Genomic DNA, 20,705 nt, shown 5'->3' on the forward strand with positions numbered 1-20,705 from the left:
ACTGTGCAGGCAGTATATGACCAGATAGCGTATTGCGCGTGGTGGGCCTGCACCGCTGGACTATGCTGAATAGACTTTCTGATCATCGAGCTGGAAAAACTGATGCAGCAAAGCGCTTTCCTGCCCCGCGAAGCCCTGTCACAGCTGTTTCAAGCACTGCAAGGCGATGGCTACCGGGTGGTTGGCCCTACGGCCGAACAGGGTGCGATTGTGTATCGCGAACTCGGTTCTGTTGCCGAGCTTCCCGCGGGCCTGGTGGATCATCAGGCGCCCGGGCGCTACCGGCTGGAGCAGCAGGCGCATGGGCGTTATTTCGACTGGGTAGGTACGGCCCAGGGGCTCAAACCCTGGTTGTTCACACCGGAGCAGCCGCTGATGGTGGCCCGCGAGGTAGAGGGCGGGCTGCGATTTGAAAGCGTGCGTGAAACGGTGCCACCGACGGCGGTTATCGGCCTGCGCAACTGTGATCTGGCGGCGCTCGCATTGCAGGACAGGCATTTCCTACAGGGCGAGTATCCCGACCCGCATTACGCTGCTCGCCGTGAACAGCTGCTGCTGATTGCCGTCAATTGCCACCGCAGCGCCGCCACCTGTTTTTGTGTGTCAACCGGGGATGGCCCCGAGGTAACGGCCGGGGCGGACCTGGTGCTGGACGAACTGGGCGCGGGGTTTTGGGTGTGGGCGTCGAGTCCCCGGGGCCGCGCACTGCTGGCCAGGTTGCCGACCCGCCCGCTGGCAGGTGCACACAAGCGGCGCAGCAAGGCCTTGAGAAAACGGGCTCGCCTGCAACAGCGGGCGCTGCCCTCCACGGATCTGCGTGAGCCTCTGTACAAGGCGCGGGATAACGAGCAATTGTGGCAGTCGGTGGCGGACCGGTGCCTGACCTGCGGCAACTGCGCGGCGGTCTGCCCAACCTGCTTCTGTTCCCGGGTCGATGAGGAATCGCCGCTGGATGCCAGCCAGAGTACCCAGATACGGCGCTGGGATACCTGTTTCAATGATGAACACAGTTATCTGGTCGGGCATGTGGTGCGCGAAAGTGCGGTGCACAAATATCGCCAGTGGCTGACACACAAGCTGGCGATGTGGCATGACCAGTACGACCGCAGTGGCTGTACCGGTTGCGGTCGCTGTATTACCTGGTGTCCGGTGGGGATCGATATTGTCGAGGAAGTCGACCGGCTGTGCACCGAAGTGAAAGCAGGCGCGCCGCGCGAATGAAGGATCCCTGGTTGCCGCAGCCGGCGGTGGTAATCGACAAGGTGATGGAGACTGCCGACGTCGCGACGCTGGCGCTCAAGCTGGTCGACCCTGTCGCACACGCGCGTTTTCACTTCGAGTGCGGCCAGTTCAACATGCTCTATCTCTATGGTCTTGGGGAGGTGCCGATCTCCATCATGGACATGCAGCAGGGGCTGGTGCTGCACACCATCCGTGCGGTGGGGCGTATCAGCCGCAAGCTGGTCGCCCTGGAGCCGGGTGCAAGCCTGGGGCTGCGCGGCCCTTTTGGCAACAGCTGGCCGATCGAGCAGGCCCGCGGGCGGGATCTGGTGTTTATCACGGCAGGGCTGGGGTGCGCACCGGTGATCGCCGCGATCCGGCGGGCCATCGCCACGCGGCCGGCCTACCGTCGCCTGGTGATCATGCAGGGCGTAAAGCATCGGGATGATCTGCTGTGGCAGGAGCAGTACGAACGCTGGCGCGAGGTGCCGGACTGCCAGGTGCTGCTGTCGGCCAGTGAAGAGAAACAGGCGCACTTTGCATGGTCGCTCGGCATGGTGACGGGCCTGATCGAAAAGGCCGAGTTTGATGTCAACAACTGCACCGTGATGATGTGTGGGCCAGAACCCATGATCCGTGCGTCCATGCGTGGCCTGGCCGAGGCCGGAGTCGGACTGGAAAACTGCTATGTCAGTCTGGAGAGGAACATGCAGTGTGCCATTGGCCTCTGTGGTCACTGCCAGATGGGCACACCTTTTATCTGCCGCGAGGGGCCGGTTTTTCGGGTACCGGATATTCAGCAATGGTTTCTGCTGGAGGGCTACTAGTCATGGCAAAGGCCAGCGTTGCGGTGCACAAGCTGACCTCCTGTTCGGGCTGCCAGTCGGTGATCCTGAACATGGGGGAAAATCTGCTCAGGCTGATTGAGCTGGTGGATATCCGGCACTTTATCGAAGCGGGGGTGAATGACCCCGAGGCCCAGGTCGATATCGCCTTCGTCGAGGGCAGCATCAGTACGCATGAGGATGAAGCCAGGATCCAGCGGGTGCGCGAACAGTCGCGCTTCGTGGTCGCAATAGGTGCCTGCGCCTGCAGCGGCGGGGTACAGGCGCTGCGCAATGTCAAAGACTCGGCGCTCTGGGCCGGCGCCGTTTATGCCGACCCCGGGTATCTTGATTCCCTGGCCGACTCAAGACCGGTGGCTGAACTGATCAAGGTGGATCTTGAACTCTGGGGCTGCCCCATCAGCGAACGTCAGCTGATCGCCGCGATTCGGGCCCTGTTGTATGGGGTTGCACCGGTGCTGCCGACCGAGAAAGTCTGTCAGGAATGCAAGCGCGCAGGCCAGGTCTGTGTGCTGGTCAGCCAGGCATCACCCTGCATGGGGCCGGTGACGCGTGCTGGCTGCGGTGCTCTGTGCCCGTCTTTCGGAGCCCCCTGTTATACCTGCTTCGGGCCTTCGGAACAGCCCAACTGCGATGCCCTGGGCGAACGCCTGGTCGGCCTGGGCATTCCCGCCCACGAGGTGGCCGAGCGCTTCGTGTCCATCAGTGCCGGCGTGAAACCCTTTCAGCGTGCATGGGCACGCTGGCGTATTCCCGTTAAAGAGCTGGAGCCATGACAGACCCACGCAATATACGGCTGCGGGTGCCCGTGATTACCCGTCTGGAAGGTGAGGGGGCGCTGGAACTGTATTGCCGTGGTGATGTGCTGGAGCGGGCGGTGCTGCGAATTTTCGAGCCGCCACGCTTTTTCGAGAAGTTTCTGGAGGGCAAACATTACAGCGAGCAGCCGAGTATCGCGTCGCGTATCTGCGGCATCTGCCCGATCGCCTATCAGATGACCGGTGTGCGGGCGATCGAGAATGCGCTGGGTCTTGCTCCGGGGGCCTGGATCAGCCGCATGCGCCGCATGCTGCAGTGTGGCGAGTGGCTGCAGAGTCACGCCCTGCATATTCACTTTCTGGCGGTACCGGATTTTCTGGGCTTTGCGCACATGATGGACCTGGCCAAGGCGCATCCCGATGCGGTGCGCCGCGGGTTGCGGCTGCAGGCGCTGGGCAATGATCTGATCAGCCTCAGTGGTGCCCGTTCGGTGCATCCTGTGGGGCTCAAGGTAGGTGGTTTTCACCGTGCGCCGGCGCCAGAAGAGGTGGCGCTGTTGCAACCGCGCTTGCGCCAGGCAGAGCAGGATGCCGAGGCGCTGGTGCGCTGGACGGCGAGCTTGGCGCTGCCAGAAAGTCACCAGCTGTTTACCAGTGTCGCGCTGCACCACGACACCGATTACGCCATGAATGAGGGGCGGGTGCGCAGCAGTGCTGGGCTGGATATAACTGCCACGCAGTATCAGCAGCATTTTTGTGAGCACCAGGAGCCGCACACCACCGCGCTTTACTCCTTGCTGGATGGAGAACCCTACCTGGTGGGACCGCTGGCGCGCATGAATCTTAATTTTGACCAGCTGCCGCAACCGGTGCGTGACCTGGCGACAGACTGCGGTATCCGTTTTCCCAGTGACAATATCTACCACAGTATCCAGGCGCGGGCGCTGGAGTGCTATTTCACCATTCTTGAAGCCGGGCGACTGCTGACAGACTATGAGGTCCAGCCTGCTGCGGTGGCCGATGTTCCCAGGGACAGCTGGGGCGCCCATTGCACCGAAGCACCACGGGGGCTGATCTACCATCACTACCGACTGGATAACGAAGGCTTCATCCGCGAGGCCTGCATTATCCCGCCCACCAGCCAGAACCAGGCGCGCATCGAGGCGGATCTGTACCAGGGCCTGACGCAGTTCGGGCTTGAACACAGTGATCAGGAACTGCAGTTCTTTGCCGAACGGCTGATCCGTAACTATGACCCCTGCATCTCCTGTTCGGTGCACTTTCTGGATTTGCGCGTCCACCGTTCAACTGACGGGTGAATTCTTGTGGTATACGCGGCATTTGTTCCGCTGCCGTTCAGCGATGCAGTGCTGTAGTGCGCGTCGTTGTGGACGTTCGGTCTGGTCAGAAAGTCCTCGATTCCCCCTAATTATTGGAAGCTAATCAAATGCAGTGGTTTAACTGGCCCATAGTGGCGGCTGTGGTCGTGCTGGTCATTGTTGTATGGGGTATCAGGTATCGCCGCAACGCTGCTCTGGACGGCGCAACGATGGCTTATGAGCTGGGCGAATGCCTGCTTACGGATGATCAGATTCATTTCCTGGAAGTACTGGAACAGGCCGTGGGCGCCGATCATCGGGTGTTGTTGCGGGTGCCGCTGGCCGATGTGATTACGGTGGATGATTCATTGCACGGCCGTGCTCTGGAAACAGCTCTGGCCCGGCTCCATGGACGGCAATTCAACTTCCTGGTCTGTACTCAGGCCGCGCTGGAGCCGGTCTGTGCGGTGGAGCTGGATGAGCCCTCGCCGCGGCGTACAAAGCTGCCACGCCGGGATCTGCAGCTGGACGCCATCTGCGAGCAGGCGGGCCTGCCACTGCTGCGGATTGCGTCACAGCTGAGCTACCAGGTGGCGGATATCGGCCTGCAGTTCGACGCGCTGTTCGAGCCGCCGGTATCGACGCGGGATGCCTGGGAACCGGAGCTTGATTCGCTCATGTCAGGGCTGTCGCTGTCGGCGCGCCCGGATAGCATGGCGACGGATGCGTTGGGTGATGCCGGGGCAGCGGCCATGGAATGCCCGCGTTGTGCCGCGCCCATGGTGCTGCAGCGTGCCCCCAGGGGAGCGACACCCGACAAGGCCTTTTGGGCCTGCAGCCTTGCGCCGAGCTGTCGTCAGCGCATGCCACTGCAGCGCGAACGCAGCCAGGAGCCACTGAGTCAGCGCCTGGAAGGCCTGGTGCCCTGAGGACCTTCTGAGCAGCTGCATTGTTCCGTCGCCAGCCACTTTGCTGTTGGCTGCTGGAATCCGTGGCGCGGCTGCGTCGTAGCCAAGGGGAGGCGGGTACAGTACAATTTGGCGCAGTTTCAACTGTTAGCAAGGCCGGCTGTTTTTTTGCCTGAAAAGAGAAAAAGGCTTGTCATCGTGCATTGAGCGGGTTGGTGCTGTTGGGAACTGTAGTCAGACGGTATTTGTAGGGGCCTGCAGGGCAATAACGGTGTCAGGGTTATTGGCAGGGCCCGGGTTATGTAATACCGCCGACGAGCCCTGAAATGCCATTAATATTTTCTCTGATTATTGAATGTAGAGATGAAAAAATACTTATTCTTGACGCTGTTATTGCTGCAAAGCCAGCTTGCCCACGCCGATCTGATTTCGCTGTTCAAAGACGCCGACGGCAAGACCAACTGGCAATATGTCGCCAACTGGTCGAGCGGCATTCTGATTATTCTGCTGTCTATCGCGGCAATCAATATGTTCGTTATCTGGCGCCGGGTGCAAAAGTCCAACCGGGCTCTCAAGGCCATTCGCAACAACCTTGAACAGCGGGTGCTGGAACGTACCGCCACGCTGGACGAGTCCAACCGCCTGCTCAGGGAATCCAATCAGCTGCTGGAGCAGGAAGTGCAGCAGCATGTGATTACCTCCGGCCTGCTGAAGTCCTCGGAATCCTATATTCGCAATATTCTCAGCTCCATGCCGCTGATGCTGATTGGCCTGAACCGGCAGGGTCAGATCACGCAGTGGAACAGCAAGGCCGAGGAAGTCTCTGGTATTAGCGCCGCCGATGCACTGGATAAAAACCTCTGGGATCTGTATCCATCCATCACCGTATCACCACGCCAGATCAGCCAGGCGATGGACAATAACGAAACCCTCACCTTCAAGCAGAGCCAGCCCGGCACCTACCATTTCGATATCACCGTTTACCCGCTGCAGGACCACAGCGAGAGCGGTGTGGTTATCCTGGTGGATGATGTCACCAAGCGGGTGCTGGCGGAAAACATGCTGATCCATCACGACAAGATGTCCTCCATGGGCGAGCTGGCCTCTACCATGGCCCACGATATCAACAAGCCGTTGCAGGCCATTCTGTTCGACCTGAGCAGTTTTCAGAGTCTGCTGCATCAGGGTAAGGGGACAGAAGAGGGGGTTGGGCGCGAGCTGGACAAGTTCGGCAGCTTGCTGGCGGATGCGTCGGAAAAAGGCCAGCACGTCGAATCCATTATCAATAACCTGCTGTCATTTGCCCGCGGCCGTACCGAAGTCAGCCAGCTGGCGCATCTGCCGGACATCATGGACCATACGCTGGAGCTTGCGAAGGACGTGCTGAGTGCGCCGTCGCAGCTGCGTTTTCGGGATATCCGCATCGACCGGCAGTACGAGGCCGATCTGCCGATGGTGTCCTGTTATGTGACCGAGTTGCAGCAGGTCTTTCTGAGCCTGTTCCGCCACGCCTGTAATGCCCTGGGTCAGGTGGATACGGCGGACCATGAACCCTGTATTCGCATTGAGCTGAGCACCGAGTACGAGTCGTTCTGGATTCGCATTCATCACAACGGTGTGGCCCTGAGCGGTGATGAGCAGATGCACCTGTTCGAGCCCTACTTCAGCGACCCCTCTGCGGATCAGGCCCTCGATGCAGGCAAGCGACTGTCGTTCTCCTACTTTGTTATCACCGAACAGCACCAGGGTCATATGGCCGTGACCTCGGATGCCGAATCCGGCACCAGCTTCCATATCGAACTCAAGCTGTCATAGGGGCTGTTGCGGACATATCCGCAGCCCTAAAGCCTGAGACGCAAAAAGGCGGGCTTGTGTGCCCGCCTCAGTTCCTGCCCTGCAGTGATTGCTGCCTAGCGTTGCAGGATGGCGAAGCCGTTACCCTGCAGCTCCAGCACATTGTGCCCCGTGTTGCCGTTTCACCGATCAGGATAGCCTTGCCATCGCAGCTGAGTTGCTGTGTCTGCGCAGACAGGTTGAAGACGCAGCGCACTTCGCCGCCTCGCATGAATGACAGGAGGGGCTCGTCGGTCGTCTGAAAGACGGTGTTGCCGGTTCTGAGGCTTTCGTGCTCGCGCGGTAGGTGCAGCGTGCGGCGGTAAAACTCGAGTGCATAGCTCTCTACAGCTAGCGGCTGGCGGGGGCGAAAAATGGTCAGTTGACGGGGAGGGAGGAGCGTTGCACCATTCTGCCGGGCTATCAAGCGGGGGCAGGGTGACCGTGAGGGTGGCTTCGTGCTCCAGATTGGCCGAGATGGGGAAGGGCATTGTCCAGCGGTGGACAAAGCCCCCCTTGGTTGTTGACTACGGCACCAGGCCCAGATCAGAGACCCAGGCGGGTACCGGCGTTGGCCAGAATCGCGCGATCGAAGATCTCCTTGCCGACAACGATATCGCAGACGGCCATGCCGATGTTGCTGTTGACGATCAGCTCGTCGCTATGGCTGCGTCCCGGCTTGATGCCGGCGAGAATCTCGCCGGTTTCGGCATAGATGCTTGGAAGGCCTTCGGGGAAATAACCCATACCGGCAAAGAGTTCGTGTTCCTCAATGCTGTCGACGATGTATTTGTCGGCGCGCCTGGAGGTTTCCGGTGCCCAGAATGTATTAAGGTCGCAGGGCAGTATTGTCTGTCCCCTGGACACCCACTCGTCCTTCACCACCGACAGGCGGTCCTTGAGAATGATGGTGGCCGAACAGAGCACCTCGCAGCTCTTGGTGACCTCCTCTGCAGAACGTCCTTTCACGATCTCAACATCAATCAGTGGCTGAACCTCGCGGATGAGGTTGTCCATCGATGCTTCATTGATATCGTAGATATAGATTTTCTTCAGCTTCTTCAGCGTGTGAACGATGTACTTCACGTGCTCGATACCCTGAACGCCGCAGCCGAACATACCGAATGTTTCGGCATCCGGATGCAAGGCTGCGGCGGCCAGGACCGTCACTGCGGGCGTGCGGACGGCGGTAATCCAGGTCGAGTCCATCAGTGCAACGGGGGCGCCGGTGTCGACATCATTGACCACCAGCAATCCGGTGGTCTGCGGCAGATCATGCTCCTTCGGGTTGCGCGGATAGCACTCGATCCATTTCATGCCCACGGCCTTCTTTGACGGCACATAAGCCGGCATCGCGTGGTAAAAAACATCGTCGTAGGGGTGAACGCCGATTTTTGCCGGCATCTCGAAGCGTTTGTGGCCATGCTCGATCAGGGCTTCACGTGTCAGCCCGAGAATGTCTTCGGGTGTCAGACCGATATTGATGACCTCCTGCTTGGTCAGATAAAGCATCTGCCTGCCGATATCGAGGTGATTCTGGATCTGGATTCTGTCCAGGGTCATAAGGGTTTCTCCGCCTGAGGTTTATTTTATAAGCGTTTAATGAAGGTCGAATCGTTTTTGCAATGGTTTCTTTTTAAATCGACGATCCCTGATCGGTAATTTAATTTTGGTTCTGCCTGAATCTGACGTTATTTATATTTCGGTCATGCCTCCTGCCGCAATGGATAATTCGGAATCGCTGTATTCCATGCTGGAATATTTGTTTTAACTATTTGATTTATATTGTTTTTAGGGTCTTACTTTTGTTCTGATGGCGGGTGGGTGTAAATCGGTTTTACGTATGGGGAATTGTAATTAATTAAGCCATTCCGGGTTGGAATGCCTCAATTCCAATTGATCCTTTGCGTAGGACCGCTTGGCTGAATTATAAATGTTTCTGTGATCGGGCTTATCGAAAGACTTTTCTTTTGCATAGCTGCATAAAAACGGCATTAAGCGGATAAAAGACCTCCGGTGTCGGCTGCTTATATAGGGTCGCTAGCCGCTAACAGATGCCGCTGAATAATCCCTCGAGACACCTCAACAGGAGTGCGGAATGAGTACTAAAAAATATGTCCTAACGCTCGCTTGCGATGACAGAAAAGGTGTGATTGCCGCCGTAGGAGGGTCGATAGCAGAGCAGGGCGGCAATATTGTCGAGAGCGGTCAGTACGTCGACCCGGACAATAACCGCTTTTTCATGCGCGTCTGTTTTCAGATCGCTCCGGCGGTGACGCTGAGCGACCTGCAAACGCGTTTCGAGCCCGTCGCCAGCCGCTACGATATGGAATGGCATTTCCATGACCTGGACGTCAAGCCGCGGGTGATGATCATGGTGTCGCAGCTGGGTCACTGCCTTAATGACCTGTTGTATCGCAACAGCATCCGGCAGTTGCCGATGGAACTGGTCTCGATCGTTTCCAACCATGAAAGCTACCGGCGCCGGGCCGAGCATGAAGGGGTGGATTTCCACTATATGCCGATCACCGTCGAGACCAAGCTCGAGCAGGAAGCAAAGCTTGTCGATCTGGTCGAGGAGCAGCAGATCGATCTGGTGATACTGGCGCGCTACATGCAGGTGTTGTCCGATGAACTCTGTCGGACACTGTCCGGCAAGGTCATCAATATTCACCACTCCTTCCTGCCGAGCTTCAAGGGCGCGCGTCCCTATCACCAGGCGCACAAACGTGGCGTAAAACTGATCGGCGCCACCGCGCATTATGTGACGGCGGACCTGGATGAAGGCCCGATTATCGAGCAGGGCGTTCAGCGGGTAGATCATGCCGCTTGCGCGGATAGCATGGTGGCCATCGGGCGCGACACTGAATGTCAGGTACTGGCCAAGGCCGTCAAACTTCACCTCGAACACAGGATCCTGCTGAATGAAGACCGAACTGTCATTTTTCACTGAGCCCTGCGTCCGGGTCATCGACGGCCGCGCAGCGGCCGATTACCTGCTGGTCTCGATCGGGCACAGGGTGCAGCAGGCGGGCCTAACGCCCGGGCTGGCGGTCATCCTGGTCGGCAGCGATCCGGCGAGCAGTGTCTATGTGCGCAACAAGGGGCGCTGTGCCCAAGCCTGTGGTTTCCTGTCGCGTCAATACGATCTGCCGGAAACGACCGCCGAGTCGGAGCTGATCGAGCTGATCGAACGGCTCAACGTCGACCCGGACATTCACGGCATTCTGGTGCAGCTGCCGCTGCCGCGGCAGATCGACCCGCACCGAGTGATTCAGGCGATCGAGCCGGCCAAGGACGTCGACGGCTTCCACTACCGCAACGTCGGCCTGCTGGCGGCCGGCAATCCTGGGGAAGCCCTGGTGCCCTGCACGCCGCTCGGCTGCCTGCATCTGATACGGCAGCAGCTGGGCGACAGTCTGAGCGGCAGGCACGCGGTGGTGATCGGGCGCTCCAATATCGTTGGCAAACCCATGGCCAACCTGTTGCTGCAGGCCGACTGCACGGTGACGGTACTGCACAGTCGCAGCCAGGATCCTGAAAAACTCTGCCGGCAGGCGGATATCGTGGTCGCGGCGGTCGGGATTCCGGGGCTGGTGAAATCAAGCTGGATCAAGCCCGGTGCCGTCGTCATCGATGTCGGCATCAACCGGCTCGAGCAGGCGGATGGCACAGCCAGGCTGGTCGGTGATGTCGACTTCGATGACGTCTATCCCGTTGCCTCGGCCATCACCCCGGTACCCGGCGGTGTAGGGCCCATGACAATCGCGATGCTGATGCAGAACACTCTGGAGTCGGCAATGCGACTCAACGGCAAGCGATAGGGGAAAAAGCATCCGGGGCAGCTGAATGCTGTCCTGGAGCCCCCCTGTTAATCCGGTCGACCAGGTCGCCGGGGCAACAGGGTAAACGCAATATCTCAAGTACGTCCTTTTCCAAAGGCGCTCGGTGATTTTCGATGTCTTACGGCCATCGCGAGGTCCGCGCGTCTTTATGAAAGAGGTATTGCAACCAATAACAATAGAGGACTGTAACGAATGAAAATAATGACAAAATCTCGCCGTTTTATTTCGGTTATTGCGCTGCTTTGCTTTGGGTTGTTTGGTGGCATTGCAACGGCAGCACAAACGGTGAAAATAAATTTTGCCGGCATGTTCGCGCCGGATCACCCGGTCACCCAGGCGCAGCAAGCCTTCAAGCAAGAGGTGGAAGAGGCGACCGACGGGCGCGTCGAGGTCCGCGTTTTTCCCGCCAACCAATTGGGCGACTATACCCAGGTATTCGAGGAGTTGCGGCGCGGTACCATTGATATGGGGTTGATCACGATTCCCAGCCAGTTCGATACCCGACTGGAGATCATGTATCTGCATTATCTGGCGATGAACTACGACGAAGTCCGCAAGACTTATATGCCGGGCTCGTTCCTGTTTTCGACGATGGAGCGGCTGGTCGGCGACCTCGGCGTCAACTTCATGGCCTTTGAAGTCGACGGTTTCGGCGGCTTCGGCCTGACCAGGCTGCCCGAGAACGTCACGGATCCACAGGCCGCGAAGGACATACTGCTGCGGGTGCCGCCGATGGATATCTTCAAGGTGGCGGCCGAGGACCAGGGTTTCCAGACCGTGGCCGTTCCTTTCGCCGAACTCTATACCTCGTTGCAGACTGGGGTTGCCGACGGCTGGAGCGGCGGTTCGTCGATGCTCAACTATCTGCAGTTCCGCGATGTGATCAAGCATTTCGTCGTCGCCAATAACTTCATCGATGCCTACGGCTGGCTGGCCAGCGAGAAACTCTGGGACAAGCTTTCACCGCAGGATCGCAAGATCGTCCGGGAGACGGCGCTGAAATATGCACTGCAGAGCATCGACGAGGCTGAGGAAAACGATCGTGCCCATCAGCAGAAGCTGGAGGAAAACGGCATCAATGTCGTGAAGCTCTCGGACAAGCAACTGCAGGCCTGGGCGCAGCAGGCACGGACTGTCACCTGGCCGAAGCTGAGACCCCGCCTGACGGATGAGCTGATCGACGGCATGCAGGCCGCCTACGCCACTGTGCAGGCTGCGGCCGAATAATTGTCCCACCACTAGCCGGGTCGGCATCGGCCGCCCGGCCCCTGTAAACACGGGGCTGCTCCCGTCCGCGGAGCCAGTCAGCCCTTAATTTCGGACAGGAGAGGATTATGGGATTTCTCAGAAAAGTCGATCGGGCACTACTGCGTCTGCAGCGTTTTCTGGCTATTGCGGGCGGGGTTTTTATCGTCCTGGGGGTCAGTTGCGGCGCTTTGTTTCGCTACGTGCTGGACAGCAGTTTTCATGGCCTTGATGAGTTGATGGTCATTGCCGCTTTCTGGATGTACTTCATGGGCGCATCCTGCGCGAGCTACGAAAAGAAGCATATCACCGCAGAAGCGTTCTCCGTTTACTGCACCAACGCGCTGTTGCGCAAACTGGTGGCCTTTACGGCGGCGGCCATTACCTTCGGCTTGTCTGCGCTCTATACCGTTTGGGGTTGGGACTTTCTGCGTTGGAGCCTCGAAGCCGGCGGTGAAACCACCCGCCTGCAGATACCGCTGGCAGTCGGGCAGAGCGCCGTTTTTATTGGGTTTACGCTGATGACCTGGTATTTTTTCGTCGACCTGCTCAGCCAGTCGAAAAGCCTTTTCTTGCCCGCCAAACCGCTTCTCAAGACGGAAAAAACTCAATCGGATTTGTCTCCAGGTTGTTAACCCCGACATGGACGCGGCATAAGACGTTCGGGGCCACTACTGGCGGTAGCGGATCTCCGTTTAACTTCCAGTTAACAATAATTTATCAAATATAGAGGCACGCCCTATGCTCTCCGTAATAGCGCTTTCTATCCTGATACTGACTCTGATCATCGGGGTGCCGGTTCCTTTTGCCTTTCTGGCATCCACTACTTTTCTGATTTTTACTGCCGGTTACGATCCGAGCTTCCTGCTGCCGTTCGGCTTCAGCCGCATGAGCAACTCGGTGCTGCTGGCGATCCCACTGTTCATTATTGCTGGCGGTCTGATCAACCGAGGGCATATCGGTGACAAACTGGTCGAGCTGATCGACCTCTTCGTCGGTCGCATCAAGGGCGGGATGGGGGTCGTGGCCGTGATCTCCTGTGCGGTCTTCGGCTCCATTACCGGCAGTGCCGCGGCGACGCTGTCGGGTATTGGGGCCATCATGTTTCCCAAGCTCAACAAGGCCGGTTATCCGGCGGGCCATTCGGCCGCGCTGATCGCCAACGCCTCGGTGCTGGGGCTGCTTATTCCGCCCAGTGCGATCATGATTCTCTATGCCTGGATAGGCAATCAATCGGTGCTGGCTGCTTTCCTGGCGACGGTCGTGCCCGGCATCATCCTGACCCTGCTGCTCTGCCTGGTCAACGTCATGCTGGTGCGCCGACACCCCGCGCTGGTGCTGGATGCGCCGCTGGGTCGCAAAGCCTTCCAGCAGCAACTGGCCCGGCGAGGTACCAGAGCCATTCCGGCGCTGGCGATGCCGTTCCTGATTCTGGGCGGGATCTATAGCGGTTTCGTCACGCCTACCGAGGCGGCGGCGCTGGGGGTACTCTATGCCATTCCTGTCGGGTTTTTCATCTACCGCGGACTGAACGGACGCAGCCTCGTCCAGGCGCTGCTCGAGGCCGCGGTGACCACCGGCGTGATTATGGTGATGCTCTATACGGTGATGATCCTCAGCCGGCTCTACATCATGGAGGACCTGCCCGGGACTATCATGGACGCCCTGACCTCCGTGACCGAGAATCCACTGCTGATCCTGCTGATGATCAACCTGTTCATGATCATTATCGGCATGCTGATGGACGATGCCAGCGCGGTGCTGTTGGCCACTCCGATCCTGCTGCCGCTGGTGATAGCGCTGGACGTCAGCCCGATACAGTTTGCCGCCATCGTTGGCGTCAATCTCGGCATGGGTAACATCACGCCGCCAACGGCGCCGCTGCTCTATCTCAGTGGTCAGTTGAACGGCGCTCGCATCGACCAGATGATGAAGCCGACGCTGTGCATGATCGCCTTTGCCTGGCTGCCCACGCTGCTGCTCGTGACCTATGTCCCGCAACTGTCGCTCTGGCTGCCCGAGCTAGTGCTTGGTGGATAAGTTTTTGAGCGACGCAGGCTCGACAGGGCAGCGCTTATAGGAAGCAATAGAGGGCGGGGTGCTATCCGTGAAGGGGTTCAGTATATATGCTTGAGTGGTATGCAACACACAGGATCCGCACGATGCGTCTGGCCCGACGACTTCCTCCGCTGGACACTCTGATCAGCTTCGAGGCTGTAGCCCGTCACGGTAGCTTTACCGCGGCGGCCAGCGAACTCTGCCTGACTCAGAGTGCCGTCAGCAAGCAGGTGCGGGCTCTCGAGGAAAGTTTGCACCTGACGCTGTTCCATCGACATGCCCGCGGTATCGAACTCAATGAGGCGGGCCAGCAACTGCTGATCGACGTCCAGCCGCTGCTGTACAGTCTGGTGCGCACGGTCGAGCGACTGCAACAGGCCCAGGATGCCAATACGGTTACGGTCGCGGCGACCCATGCCGTATCCCACCACTGGCTGTTTCCGCGGCTCACCGCTTTCAATCGGGCTCATCCGGAAATCCGGGTCAGTATTCACTCGAGCAACGAGATTACCGAAGACGGCATCGGTGACTACGATTTCGGCATTCTCTATGGCGAAGGTCAGTGGCCCAGCCTGGAGTTGGCGCCGCTATTTGCCGAGTGTATCTATCCGGTGTGCCATGTGGACTATCCGGTGGTCCCCCCCGAGTCGCTTGAGGCCCTGCTGAGCCTCCAGTTGATACAGCTCGACTCCCGTGCCTGGAACTGCCTGGACTGGCGAGAATGGTTCGGTCATTTCGGCATCGACTATCAGCCTCCGGCCGATGCCCTCACCTTCAATCAGGTCACGCTGGTCTACAACGCTGCACTCGAGGGGATGGGAATCGCCCTGGGCTGGGACTTCATGGTTGCCGGACCGATTGAGCGCGGCCAGCTGACGCGGGTCGGGCGCTTCGCCTATGAGACCGGCAGGCATGATTATCTGGTCCACCTGCGCCATAAGCGGCTCTCGAAGGCAGCGCAGATATTCAGGGACTGGATGCTGGACTCGCTGGAGGCTAGCGGCGACCAGGCTCAGCTCAGCAGCTGAATCTGCTGGGCTTTCAGGCGCGCACTCAAAGTCCCCGGCAGCGGCTGATCGCTGATCACTATATCAAAGTCGCTCAAATGGCCGGCGACGCAGCTGGCCTGGCGGTCGAATTTGCTGCTGTCGATCAGCAGAACGTGCCGGCGGCACTGCCCGAGCAGGGCTTCGCGTGCCATCACCTCGTCGTCGTTGTAATCATACAGGCCGCCGTCGCGGTCCATCGCCCCCACGGAAACCACCCCTACATCGGCGCGGTAGCGCTGGAAGAAGCGCAGCGCATCGCCGCCGATCACATCCTGATCGCGCTGGCGTACGCGCCCGCCGGCCATCAGCAGTTCACAGTCCGGGTGATCGCACAGCGCCTGGATGGCGTGCAGATTGTTGGTCATGACCTGCAATCCCTTCAGGTCACCGAGCAGCTGCGCCAGCCAGGCGACCGTTGAACCGGTGCCGAGCATCAGGCGCTGATAGTCGCCCAGCTGCTCGCGGCACAGCCTGGCGATATGCTGCTTGCCGGGGCTGTTGAGAATCCGGCGCTGATCGTAGCTGACATTATCCCGGTGCGGGAAGGGCAAGGCTTCGCCGTGGCGGCGCAGCAGCAGGCCCTGGTCTGCAAGGCGCCTGATATCCGTGCGAATGGTCTGTATCGATACACCAAAGCGGGCGCAAAGCGTATCCAGTGGCTGGCGACCTTCACGGTTGATCAGCTGCAAAATGGCCTGCTGTCGTTCGAGCATTCCCGGGTTCCTTTCTGGTAGCAAAAAGACAGCTGTTCGCGTAACGAAAGCCATCCATGTAAAAACGAAAGTATCCTGTCATCTTGTTGTAAATAGGTGACAGTAGAGTTGCAGCATCACCCACTGAGTTGGAGAACCCCGATGCTGACGCCCAACCTGAAACGCGGCCTGGCCGTGCTTGCCCTGACGTTGCCCCAGCTGAGCCTGGCGGCTGAAAAACTGGTGCTCTATACCAGCCAGCCCAATACCGATGCACAGCAGACCGTGGATGCCTTTACGGCCGCCAACCCCGATATAGAGGTGGAGTGGGTGCGCGATGGCACCACCAAGCTGATGGCCAAGCTGCGTGCGGAACTGAGTGCTGGCGTGGTCAAGCCCGATGTACTGCTGATCGCTGACAGCGTCACCATGGAAGCGCTGGAAGCCGAAGGGCGTCTGCAGGCTTACCAGAGCCCCGAGCGCAGTGCCTATGCACCGGCCCTGTACGATGAAGAGGGTTATTACTACGGCACCAAGCAGATCACCACCGGCATCGTCTATAACACCGGCGCCGAGCTGCAGCCCGGGCGCTGGGCCGATCTTGGCCAGAGCCAGTACAAGGGCCAGGTTGCCATGCCGAGCCCGCTTTACTCGGGTGCAGCCCTGATTCACCTGGCGATGATTACCGCGACACCGGATCTTGGCTGGGAACATTACGGCCAGCTCAGTGCCAACGAAACCATGGCCCAGGGCGGTAACGGCGGCGTGCTGAAAGCGGTCGCATCCGGCACCAAACCCTACGGCGTGATCGTGGACTTTCTTGCCATTCGCGAAGCCGCCAAGGGCGCGCCACTGAAGTTCGTCTTCCCGGCGGAAGGCAGCAGCCTGGTGACCGAACCTGTGGCCATTATGCAGGGCGCGAAGAATCCGGCAGCGGCAAAGAAATTCGTCGATTTCGTCCTGTCCAGCGACGGCCAGCAGCTGGTGGCCCAGCAGGGTTACCTGCCGGCGCGCAATGATGTCGATGCCCCTGCAGGCTTCCCGGCGCGGGACCAGATTCGTCTGCTGCCCTTTGATGCCGCCAAGGCGCTGAAAGATGCCGAAGCCAACAAGCGTCGCTTCAGCGAACTGTTCGGCGGTTGAAGCCCATGACTCCGGTGTTGTCCGCCAGCCAGCCCCGCTGGCTGCTCATGCTGTTACTGCTGCTGATTGCGCTGCTCAGCCTGCTGCCCAGCCTGCGTCTGCTGATGGAGGCGTTTCGCCAGATCGAACTGGGTTTCGACTCGCCCCTGGCCTCTGTCATGCAGGCGCCGAGTACCTGGCGGGCGGTAGCTCACAGCCTGGTGACGGCGGGACTGGGAACCCTGATTGCACTGGTGCTGGGTACGGTGTTTGCGTTCAGCATCAGCCTGACCAACATTCGTGCCCGCCAGTGGCTGGTATTCAGCTTCATGCTGCCCATGATGATTCCGCCCCAGGTGACGGCGCTGAGCTGGCTGCAGCTGTTCGGGCCGGCCAGCCCGCTGCTCAACACCCTGGGGCTGGCGCCACCCCTGGGGTCGCCCCAGCCGCTGTACTCCGCGGGCGGCATTGCCCTGCTGCTGGGTATCCAGCATGCACCCCTGGTGTACCTGGCACTGCGCACCAGTCTATTGAACATACCCCGGGAGCTGATTGAGGCCGGGCGTATCAGCGGTGCTTCGCAGTGGCGCCTGTGTCGCGACATGATCCTGCCGCTGAGCCGCGGTGGCCTCATCGCCGGTACGTCTCTGGCCTTTGTGTCGGCGCTGGGTAACTTCGGCATTCCGGCGATGCTGGGCATTCCGGCGTCCTATTACGTGCTGCCGACCCTGATTTACCAGCACATGGCGGGCTTTGGCAGCCAGATGCTGACCGAAGTCGCCAGCCTGTCGATCCTGATTGGCCTGCTGGCACTGGCCGGTGTCTGGTTACAGCAGCGGCTGTCCCGCGGGCGTGACTATGCGCTCATCGGCCACAGTGGCCAGGCACAGAATTTCAATTTGGGCGTCTGGCGTCCCTGGCTGGAAGCCTTGCTGGTGCTGGTACTGCTGCTGATTCTGGTCGCGCCCCTGGTGGCGCTGCTGATCGGCTCGGTGGTGCCGGCGCTGGGCGTCGCGCTCACCGCTGACAGTTTCACCCTGGATGCCTATGGGCAGATGCTGAGCCGCCAGGGCGTTACGCTGCGGGCGCTGGGCAACAGCCTGTTGCTGTCTGTTTCGGCGGCTCTGGTACTGATGTTGCTGAGCCTGCCGCTGGCCGCTTTCCTGCGCCAGTGTGCGCCGCGCCTGCAAACGCTGATCAGCAGCCTGATCGAGATTCCCTACGCGCTGCCGGGCGTGGTGCTGGCCATCGCTTGCATCCTTTTGTTCGCCCGGCCGCTGCCGTTGCTGGGGATCAGCATCTACGGCTCCCTGCTGGTGATTTTCGTCGCCTACCTGGCGCGCTTTCTCAGCGTGGCATTCAAACCGGTGCAGGCGGTGATGAGCCAGCTGGACCCCTCGCTGGAGGAGGCGGCGCAGCTGGCCGGCGCCAGCGCCCTGCGCCGCCTGGTGGATATCATTCTGCCCCTGGTCGCACCGGCGCTCTGTGCCGGCGGCCTGCTGGTGTTCCTGATCGCCGTAAACGAGCTGACGGTGTCGGCGCTGCTCTGGAGCACCGGCAACGAAACCCTGGGTGTACTTATTTTTAACCTCGATGAAAGCGGTGACACCGTGCTGGCATCGGCCGTGTCGGTGGTGGTCGTGCTGATGGTCGCCGGCATCATGGCGTTGCTCAGTGCGCTGGGAAACCGTTTACCCAAAGGAGTGATACCGTGGCAGAGCTGATTCTGGACAATCTTAGCAAGCGCTATGGCGATGATACTGTGGTGGATCAACTGTCACTGACCATTCCCCAGGGGGAGTTTGTGGCGCTGCTGGGACCCAGTGGTTGCGGCAAGAGCACGACCTTGCGCATGCTGGCGGGGTTTGAATCCCTCACTGGCGGCAGTATCAGCCTGAATGGCCGGGTACTGGCGTCTGACAATACCCATTTGGAGCCGGAACAGCGCAACATGGGCATGGTGTTTCAGTCCTATGCACTCTGGCCCCACATGAGCGTGGCGCAAAACGTGGGTTATGCGCTGCGCATGCGCGGCATCAAGGGGGAAGCACGGGCGCGCAAGGTGCGCGAGGCGCTGGAAGTGGTGCGGCTGGAGCGTTACGCCGAGAGTTCGCCGCGGGATCTCAGCGGTGGCCAGCGCCAGCGCGTGGCACTGGCGCGCTGCCTGGTCAGTGAGCCTGAGGTGGTGTTGCTGGATGAACCCCTGGCGAACCTTGACCGGCACCTGCGGGCCTCGATGGAAGACAGTTTTCGCGAGTTTCACCGTCGCACCGGGGCCACCCTGGTGTATGTGACCCATGATCAGTCCGAGGCCATGTCCCTGGCGGATCGGGTGGCGGTCATGCAGTCCGGGCGCCTGGTGCAGTGGGCAACGCCGCAGCAGCTGTATGCACGGCCGCGCACACCCTGGCTGGCCGGGTTTATCGGTGAGGGTAGCGTGATCGATCTGCCTTCGGCCAGGCCGGGCGAGGCGGTCAGTGGTGCTGCGCTGGCGCAGGGGCTGGCCCGCAGTCACGGCCTGCTGGCTTCAGCGGCGGGGCCTGTGCTGGTGCGCCCGGAGCACGTGCGGATTCGCAATGCAGCGGATGGCGATGGCGGAGTGGCTGCGCGGGTGGTTGATACCGCTTACCGCGGCGAGCGTTTCAGTGTGCGGCTGCGCCTGGCCGGGCAGCAGGAACTGCTGGCCTACCATTCCCATCCACTGGCACTGGATCAGGCGGTACAGCTGGATCTGGAGCACGGCTGGGCGCTGGAACAGACGGCATGAACGCCAGTATCGAGATCCTTAGCGGTCTGAATGCCAAGGCTCCGGCGGCGATTCTGGTAAAAGCTCAGGGACGCTGCCTGCTGCTGGATGCCGGCGGTGCGCTGGAGGCGGGCGCTGACAGTGGCTGGGCACTGCCGCAGCTGCCCGACGCCGTGCTGCTGACCCATGACCATGTGGATCACTGCGCCGCCCTGCACCAGGTACCTGCACAAGTGCCGGTCTATGCCACCGCACCGGTGGCCGCATCCTTGCAAACCGAGCGGGATATCCGCCTGCTGCCGCTCAACGGCACGCTCGATATAGCCGGCATCAAGGTGACAACAGGCCAGGCCGGTCATTCCCTGGGCGGTGTCTGGTTGCACCTGGCCATCGGCGACGGGGTCTTCTACAGCGGGGACTTCAGCCTGGAGTCGACCCTGTTTGCGTTTGATGCGCCGCCGGTTGCGGGTCTTGCCTTGCTGGATGCGTCCTACGGTCTGTACGACGCGGACCAGCCGGCCTGCCGCGCCGCGCTGGAACCCTGGCTGGAACAGCCTCTGCTGTTGCCGGTACCGCCATCCGGGCGGGCGCTGGAAATGGCGCTCTGGCTCAATGATCGCCCAGGCTGTCGCTGGACGCTGGATAGCGCCTGCCGGCAGCAGCTCGAGCGGCTGCACAGGTTACCCGCCGCGCTGTTGCAGCCTGGCGTCTCCGCGCGTCTGGCCCGCCTGACGCCTGAACCCTTTGGGGATGATGTGCCCGTTATTCTGGCCGCCAACCCGGACGGTGTCGGTGGCGAGGCCGGGCGCCTTATCGAGGCCCAGCCGTGGCGCGCCGTACTCTATACCGGTTATATGCCCTCGGTGGCGCAGGATCAGGTAGAGCGTGGACGTGCCCACTGGCAGCGCTGGAACGTGCATCCGCGCCTGGGTGATGTCCTGCATCTGGCGAAGACACTGCAGGCCCGCCGCGTGGTGCCGCTGTTCAGTCGCCTCGATCCGCGTGCAGCCTGGCAGCAGGCACTGGGCTGCCGCCTGCTGACAGATACACACATAGAGATTTGA

At 60.3% G+C, this 20,705-nt stretch carries 18 protein-coding genes; 16 read left to right on the forward strand and 2 right to left on the reverse strand.

Annotation, left to right across the window (positions count from 1 at the left end; all coding sequences use genetic code 11):
* Positions 1 to 102: 102 nt before the first annotated feature.
* The 6 genes from KDW95_RS20730 (at position 103) to KDW95_RS20755 (ending at position 6,866) form a co-directional block, all read left to right on the forward strand.
* Complete coding sequence (locus KDW95_RS20730) at positions 103 to 1,221, forward strand: 4Fe-4S dicluster domain-containing protein (protein ID WP_255853662.1); 1,119 nt, start codon at positions 103 to 105, stop codon at positions 1,219 to 1,221.
* Complete coding sequence (locus KDW95_RS20735) at positions 1,218 to 2,048, forward strand: FAD/NAD(P)-binding protein (RefSeq protein WP_255853663.1); 831 nt, start codon at positions 1,218 to 1,220, stop codon at positions 2,046 to 2,048. Before KDW95_RS20730 ends, KDW95_RS20735 begins: the two co-directional genes overlap by 4 nt.
* 2 nt (positions 2,049 to 2,050) lie before the next feature.
* Positions 2,051 to 2,842, forward strand: coding sequence for a sulfhydrogenase subunit delta (locus tag KDW95_RS20740; RefSeq protein WP_255853664.1), 792 nt, complete (start codon positions 2,051 to 2,053; stop codon positions 2,840 to 2,842).
* On the forward strand, positions 2,839 to 4,143 hold the full coding sequence (locus KDW95_RS20745) for a Ni/Fe hydrogenase subunit alpha (protein ID WP_255853665.1): 1,305 nt from the start codon (positions 2,839 to 2,841) through the stop codon (positions 4,141 to 4,143). The genes KDW95_RS20740 and KDW95_RS20745 overlap by 4 nt, the downstream gene beginning before the upstream one ends.
* A gap of 128 nt (positions 4,144 to 4,271) precedes the next feature.
* Entirely contained in the window at positions 4,272 to 5,072 is an 801-nt protein-coding gene (locus tag KDW95_RS20750) for a DUF2726 domain-containing protein (protein ID WP_255853666.1), read from the forward strand.
* A 342-nt stretch (positions 5,073 to 5,414) separates the two neighbouring features.
* Entirely contained in the window at positions 5,415 to 6,866 is a 1,452-nt protein-coding gene (locus KDW95_RS20755) for a two-component system sensor histidine kinase NtrB (RefSeq protein ID WP_255853667.1), read from the forward strand.
* Between the two features lie 564 nt (positions 6,867 to 7,430).
* On the opposite strand, the gene KDW95_RS20760 is transcribed toward KDW95_RS20755, so the two are convergent.
* Positions 7,431 to 8,447, reverse strand: a complete 1,017-nt coding sequence (locus KDW95_RS20760; RefSeq protein ID WP_255853668.1) for an ornithine cyclodeaminase family protein — start codon at positions 8,445 to 8,447, stop codon at positions 7,431 to 7,433.
* A gap of 535 nt (positions 8,448 to 8,982) precedes the next feature.
* Between KDW95_RS20760 and purU the strand changes: the two genes are divergently transcribed.
* The 6 genes from purU (at position 8,983) to KDW95_RS20790 (ending at position 15,060) form a co-directional block, all read left to right on the forward strand.
* Complete coding sequence (purU, locus tag KDW95_RS20765; RefSeq protein ID WP_255853669.1) at positions 8,983 to 9,837, forward strand: formyltetrahydrofolate deformylase; 855 nt, start codon at positions 8,983 to 8,985, stop codon at positions 9,835 to 9,837.
* The gene (locus KDW95_RS20770) at positions 9,809 to 10,708 is read left to right on the forward strand and encodes a bifunctional 5,10-methylenetetrahydrofolate dehydrogenase/5,10-methenyltetrahydrofolate cyclohydrolase (RefSeq protein WP_255853670.1); all 900 of its coding nucleotides are present in this window, start codon (positions 9,809 to 9,811) and stop codon (positions 10,706 to 10,708) included. Before purU ends, KDW95_RS20770 begins: the two co-directional genes overlap by 29 nt.
* A 213-nt stretch (positions 10,709 to 10,921) precedes the next feature.
* Positions 10,922 to 11,956, forward strand: a complete 1,035-nt coding sequence (gene dctP / locus KDW95_RS20775) for a TRAP transporter substrate-binding protein DctP (RefSeq protein ID WP_255853671.1) — start codon at positions 10,922 to 10,924, stop codon at positions 11,954 to 11,956.
* Positions 11,957 to 12,063: 107 nt separating this feature from the next.
* Entirely contained in the window at positions 12,064 to 12,609 is a 546-nt protein-coding gene (locus KDW95_RS20780) for a TRAP transporter small permease (RefSeq protein ID WP_255853672.1), read from the forward strand.
* Positions 12,610 to 12,715: 106 nt separating this feature from the next.
* Positions 12,716 to 14,014 (forward strand): TRAP transporter large permease, encoded by a 1,299-nt coding sequence (locus KDW95_RS20785; protein ID WP_255853673.1) that lies wholly within the window; start codon positions 12,716 to 12,718, stop codon positions 14,012 to 14,014.
* Positions 14,015 to 14,136: 122 nt separating this feature from the next.
* Positions 14,137 to 15,060: a LysR substrate-binding domain-containing protein gene (locus tag KDW95_RS20790; RefSeq protein WP_255853674.1), complete on the forward strand. Its 924-nt coding sequence runs from the start codon at positions 14,137 to 14,139 to the stop codon at positions 15,058 to 15,060.
* Here the strand turns inward: KDW95_RS20790 and KDW95_RS20795 are convergent.
* Entirely contained in the window at positions 15,045 to 15,794 is a 750-nt protein-coding gene (locus KDW95_RS20795) for a DeoR/GlpR family DNA-binding transcription regulator (RefSeq protein ID WP_255853675.1), read from the reverse strand. The two genes, KDW95_RS20790 and KDW95_RS20795, sit on opposite strands and share 16 nt — an antisense overlap.
* Positions 15,795 to 15,935: 141 nt before the next feature.
* On the opposite strand from KDW95_RS20795, the gene KDW95_RS20800 reads away from it, so the two are divergent.
* From KDW95_RS20800 to KDW95_RS20815, 4 genes are read left to right on the forward strand one after another with little or no spacing between them, the layout of a single operon-like run.
* A complete protein-coding gene (locus tag KDW95_RS20800; RefSeq protein WP_255853676.1) occupies positions 15,936 to 16,916 on the forward strand; it encodes an ABC transporter substrate-binding protein in 981 nt (326 codons plus the stop codon).
* 5 nt (positions 16,917 to 16,921) lie between these two features.
* The gene (locus KDW95_RS20805; RefSeq protein ID WP_255853677.1) at positions 16,922 to 18,619 is read left to right on the forward strand and encodes an ABC transporter permease; all 1,698 of its coding nucleotides are present in this window, start codon (positions 16,922 to 16,924) and stop codon (positions 18,617 to 18,619) included.
* On the forward strand, positions 18,607 to 19,662 hold the full coding sequence (locus KDW95_RS20810; protein ID WP_255853678.1) for an ABC transporter ATP-binding protein: 1,056 nt from the start codon (positions 18,607 to 18,609) through the stop codon (positions 19,660 to 19,662). Before KDW95_RS20805 ends, KDW95_RS20810 begins: the two co-directional genes overlap by 13 nt.
* A complete protein-coding gene (locus tag KDW95_RS20815; protein ID WP_255853679.1) occupies positions 19,659 to 20,705 on the forward strand; it encodes an MBL fold metallo-hydrolase in 1,047 nt (348 codons plus the stop codon). Before KDW95_RS20810 ends, KDW95_RS20815 begins: the two co-directional genes overlap by 4 nt.

The organism is Marinobacterium rhizophilum, assembly GCF_024397915.1.
GTDB lineage: Bacteria > Pseudomonadota > Gammaproteobacteria > Pseudomonadales > Balneatricaceae > Marinobacterium_A > Marinobacterium_A rhizophilum_A.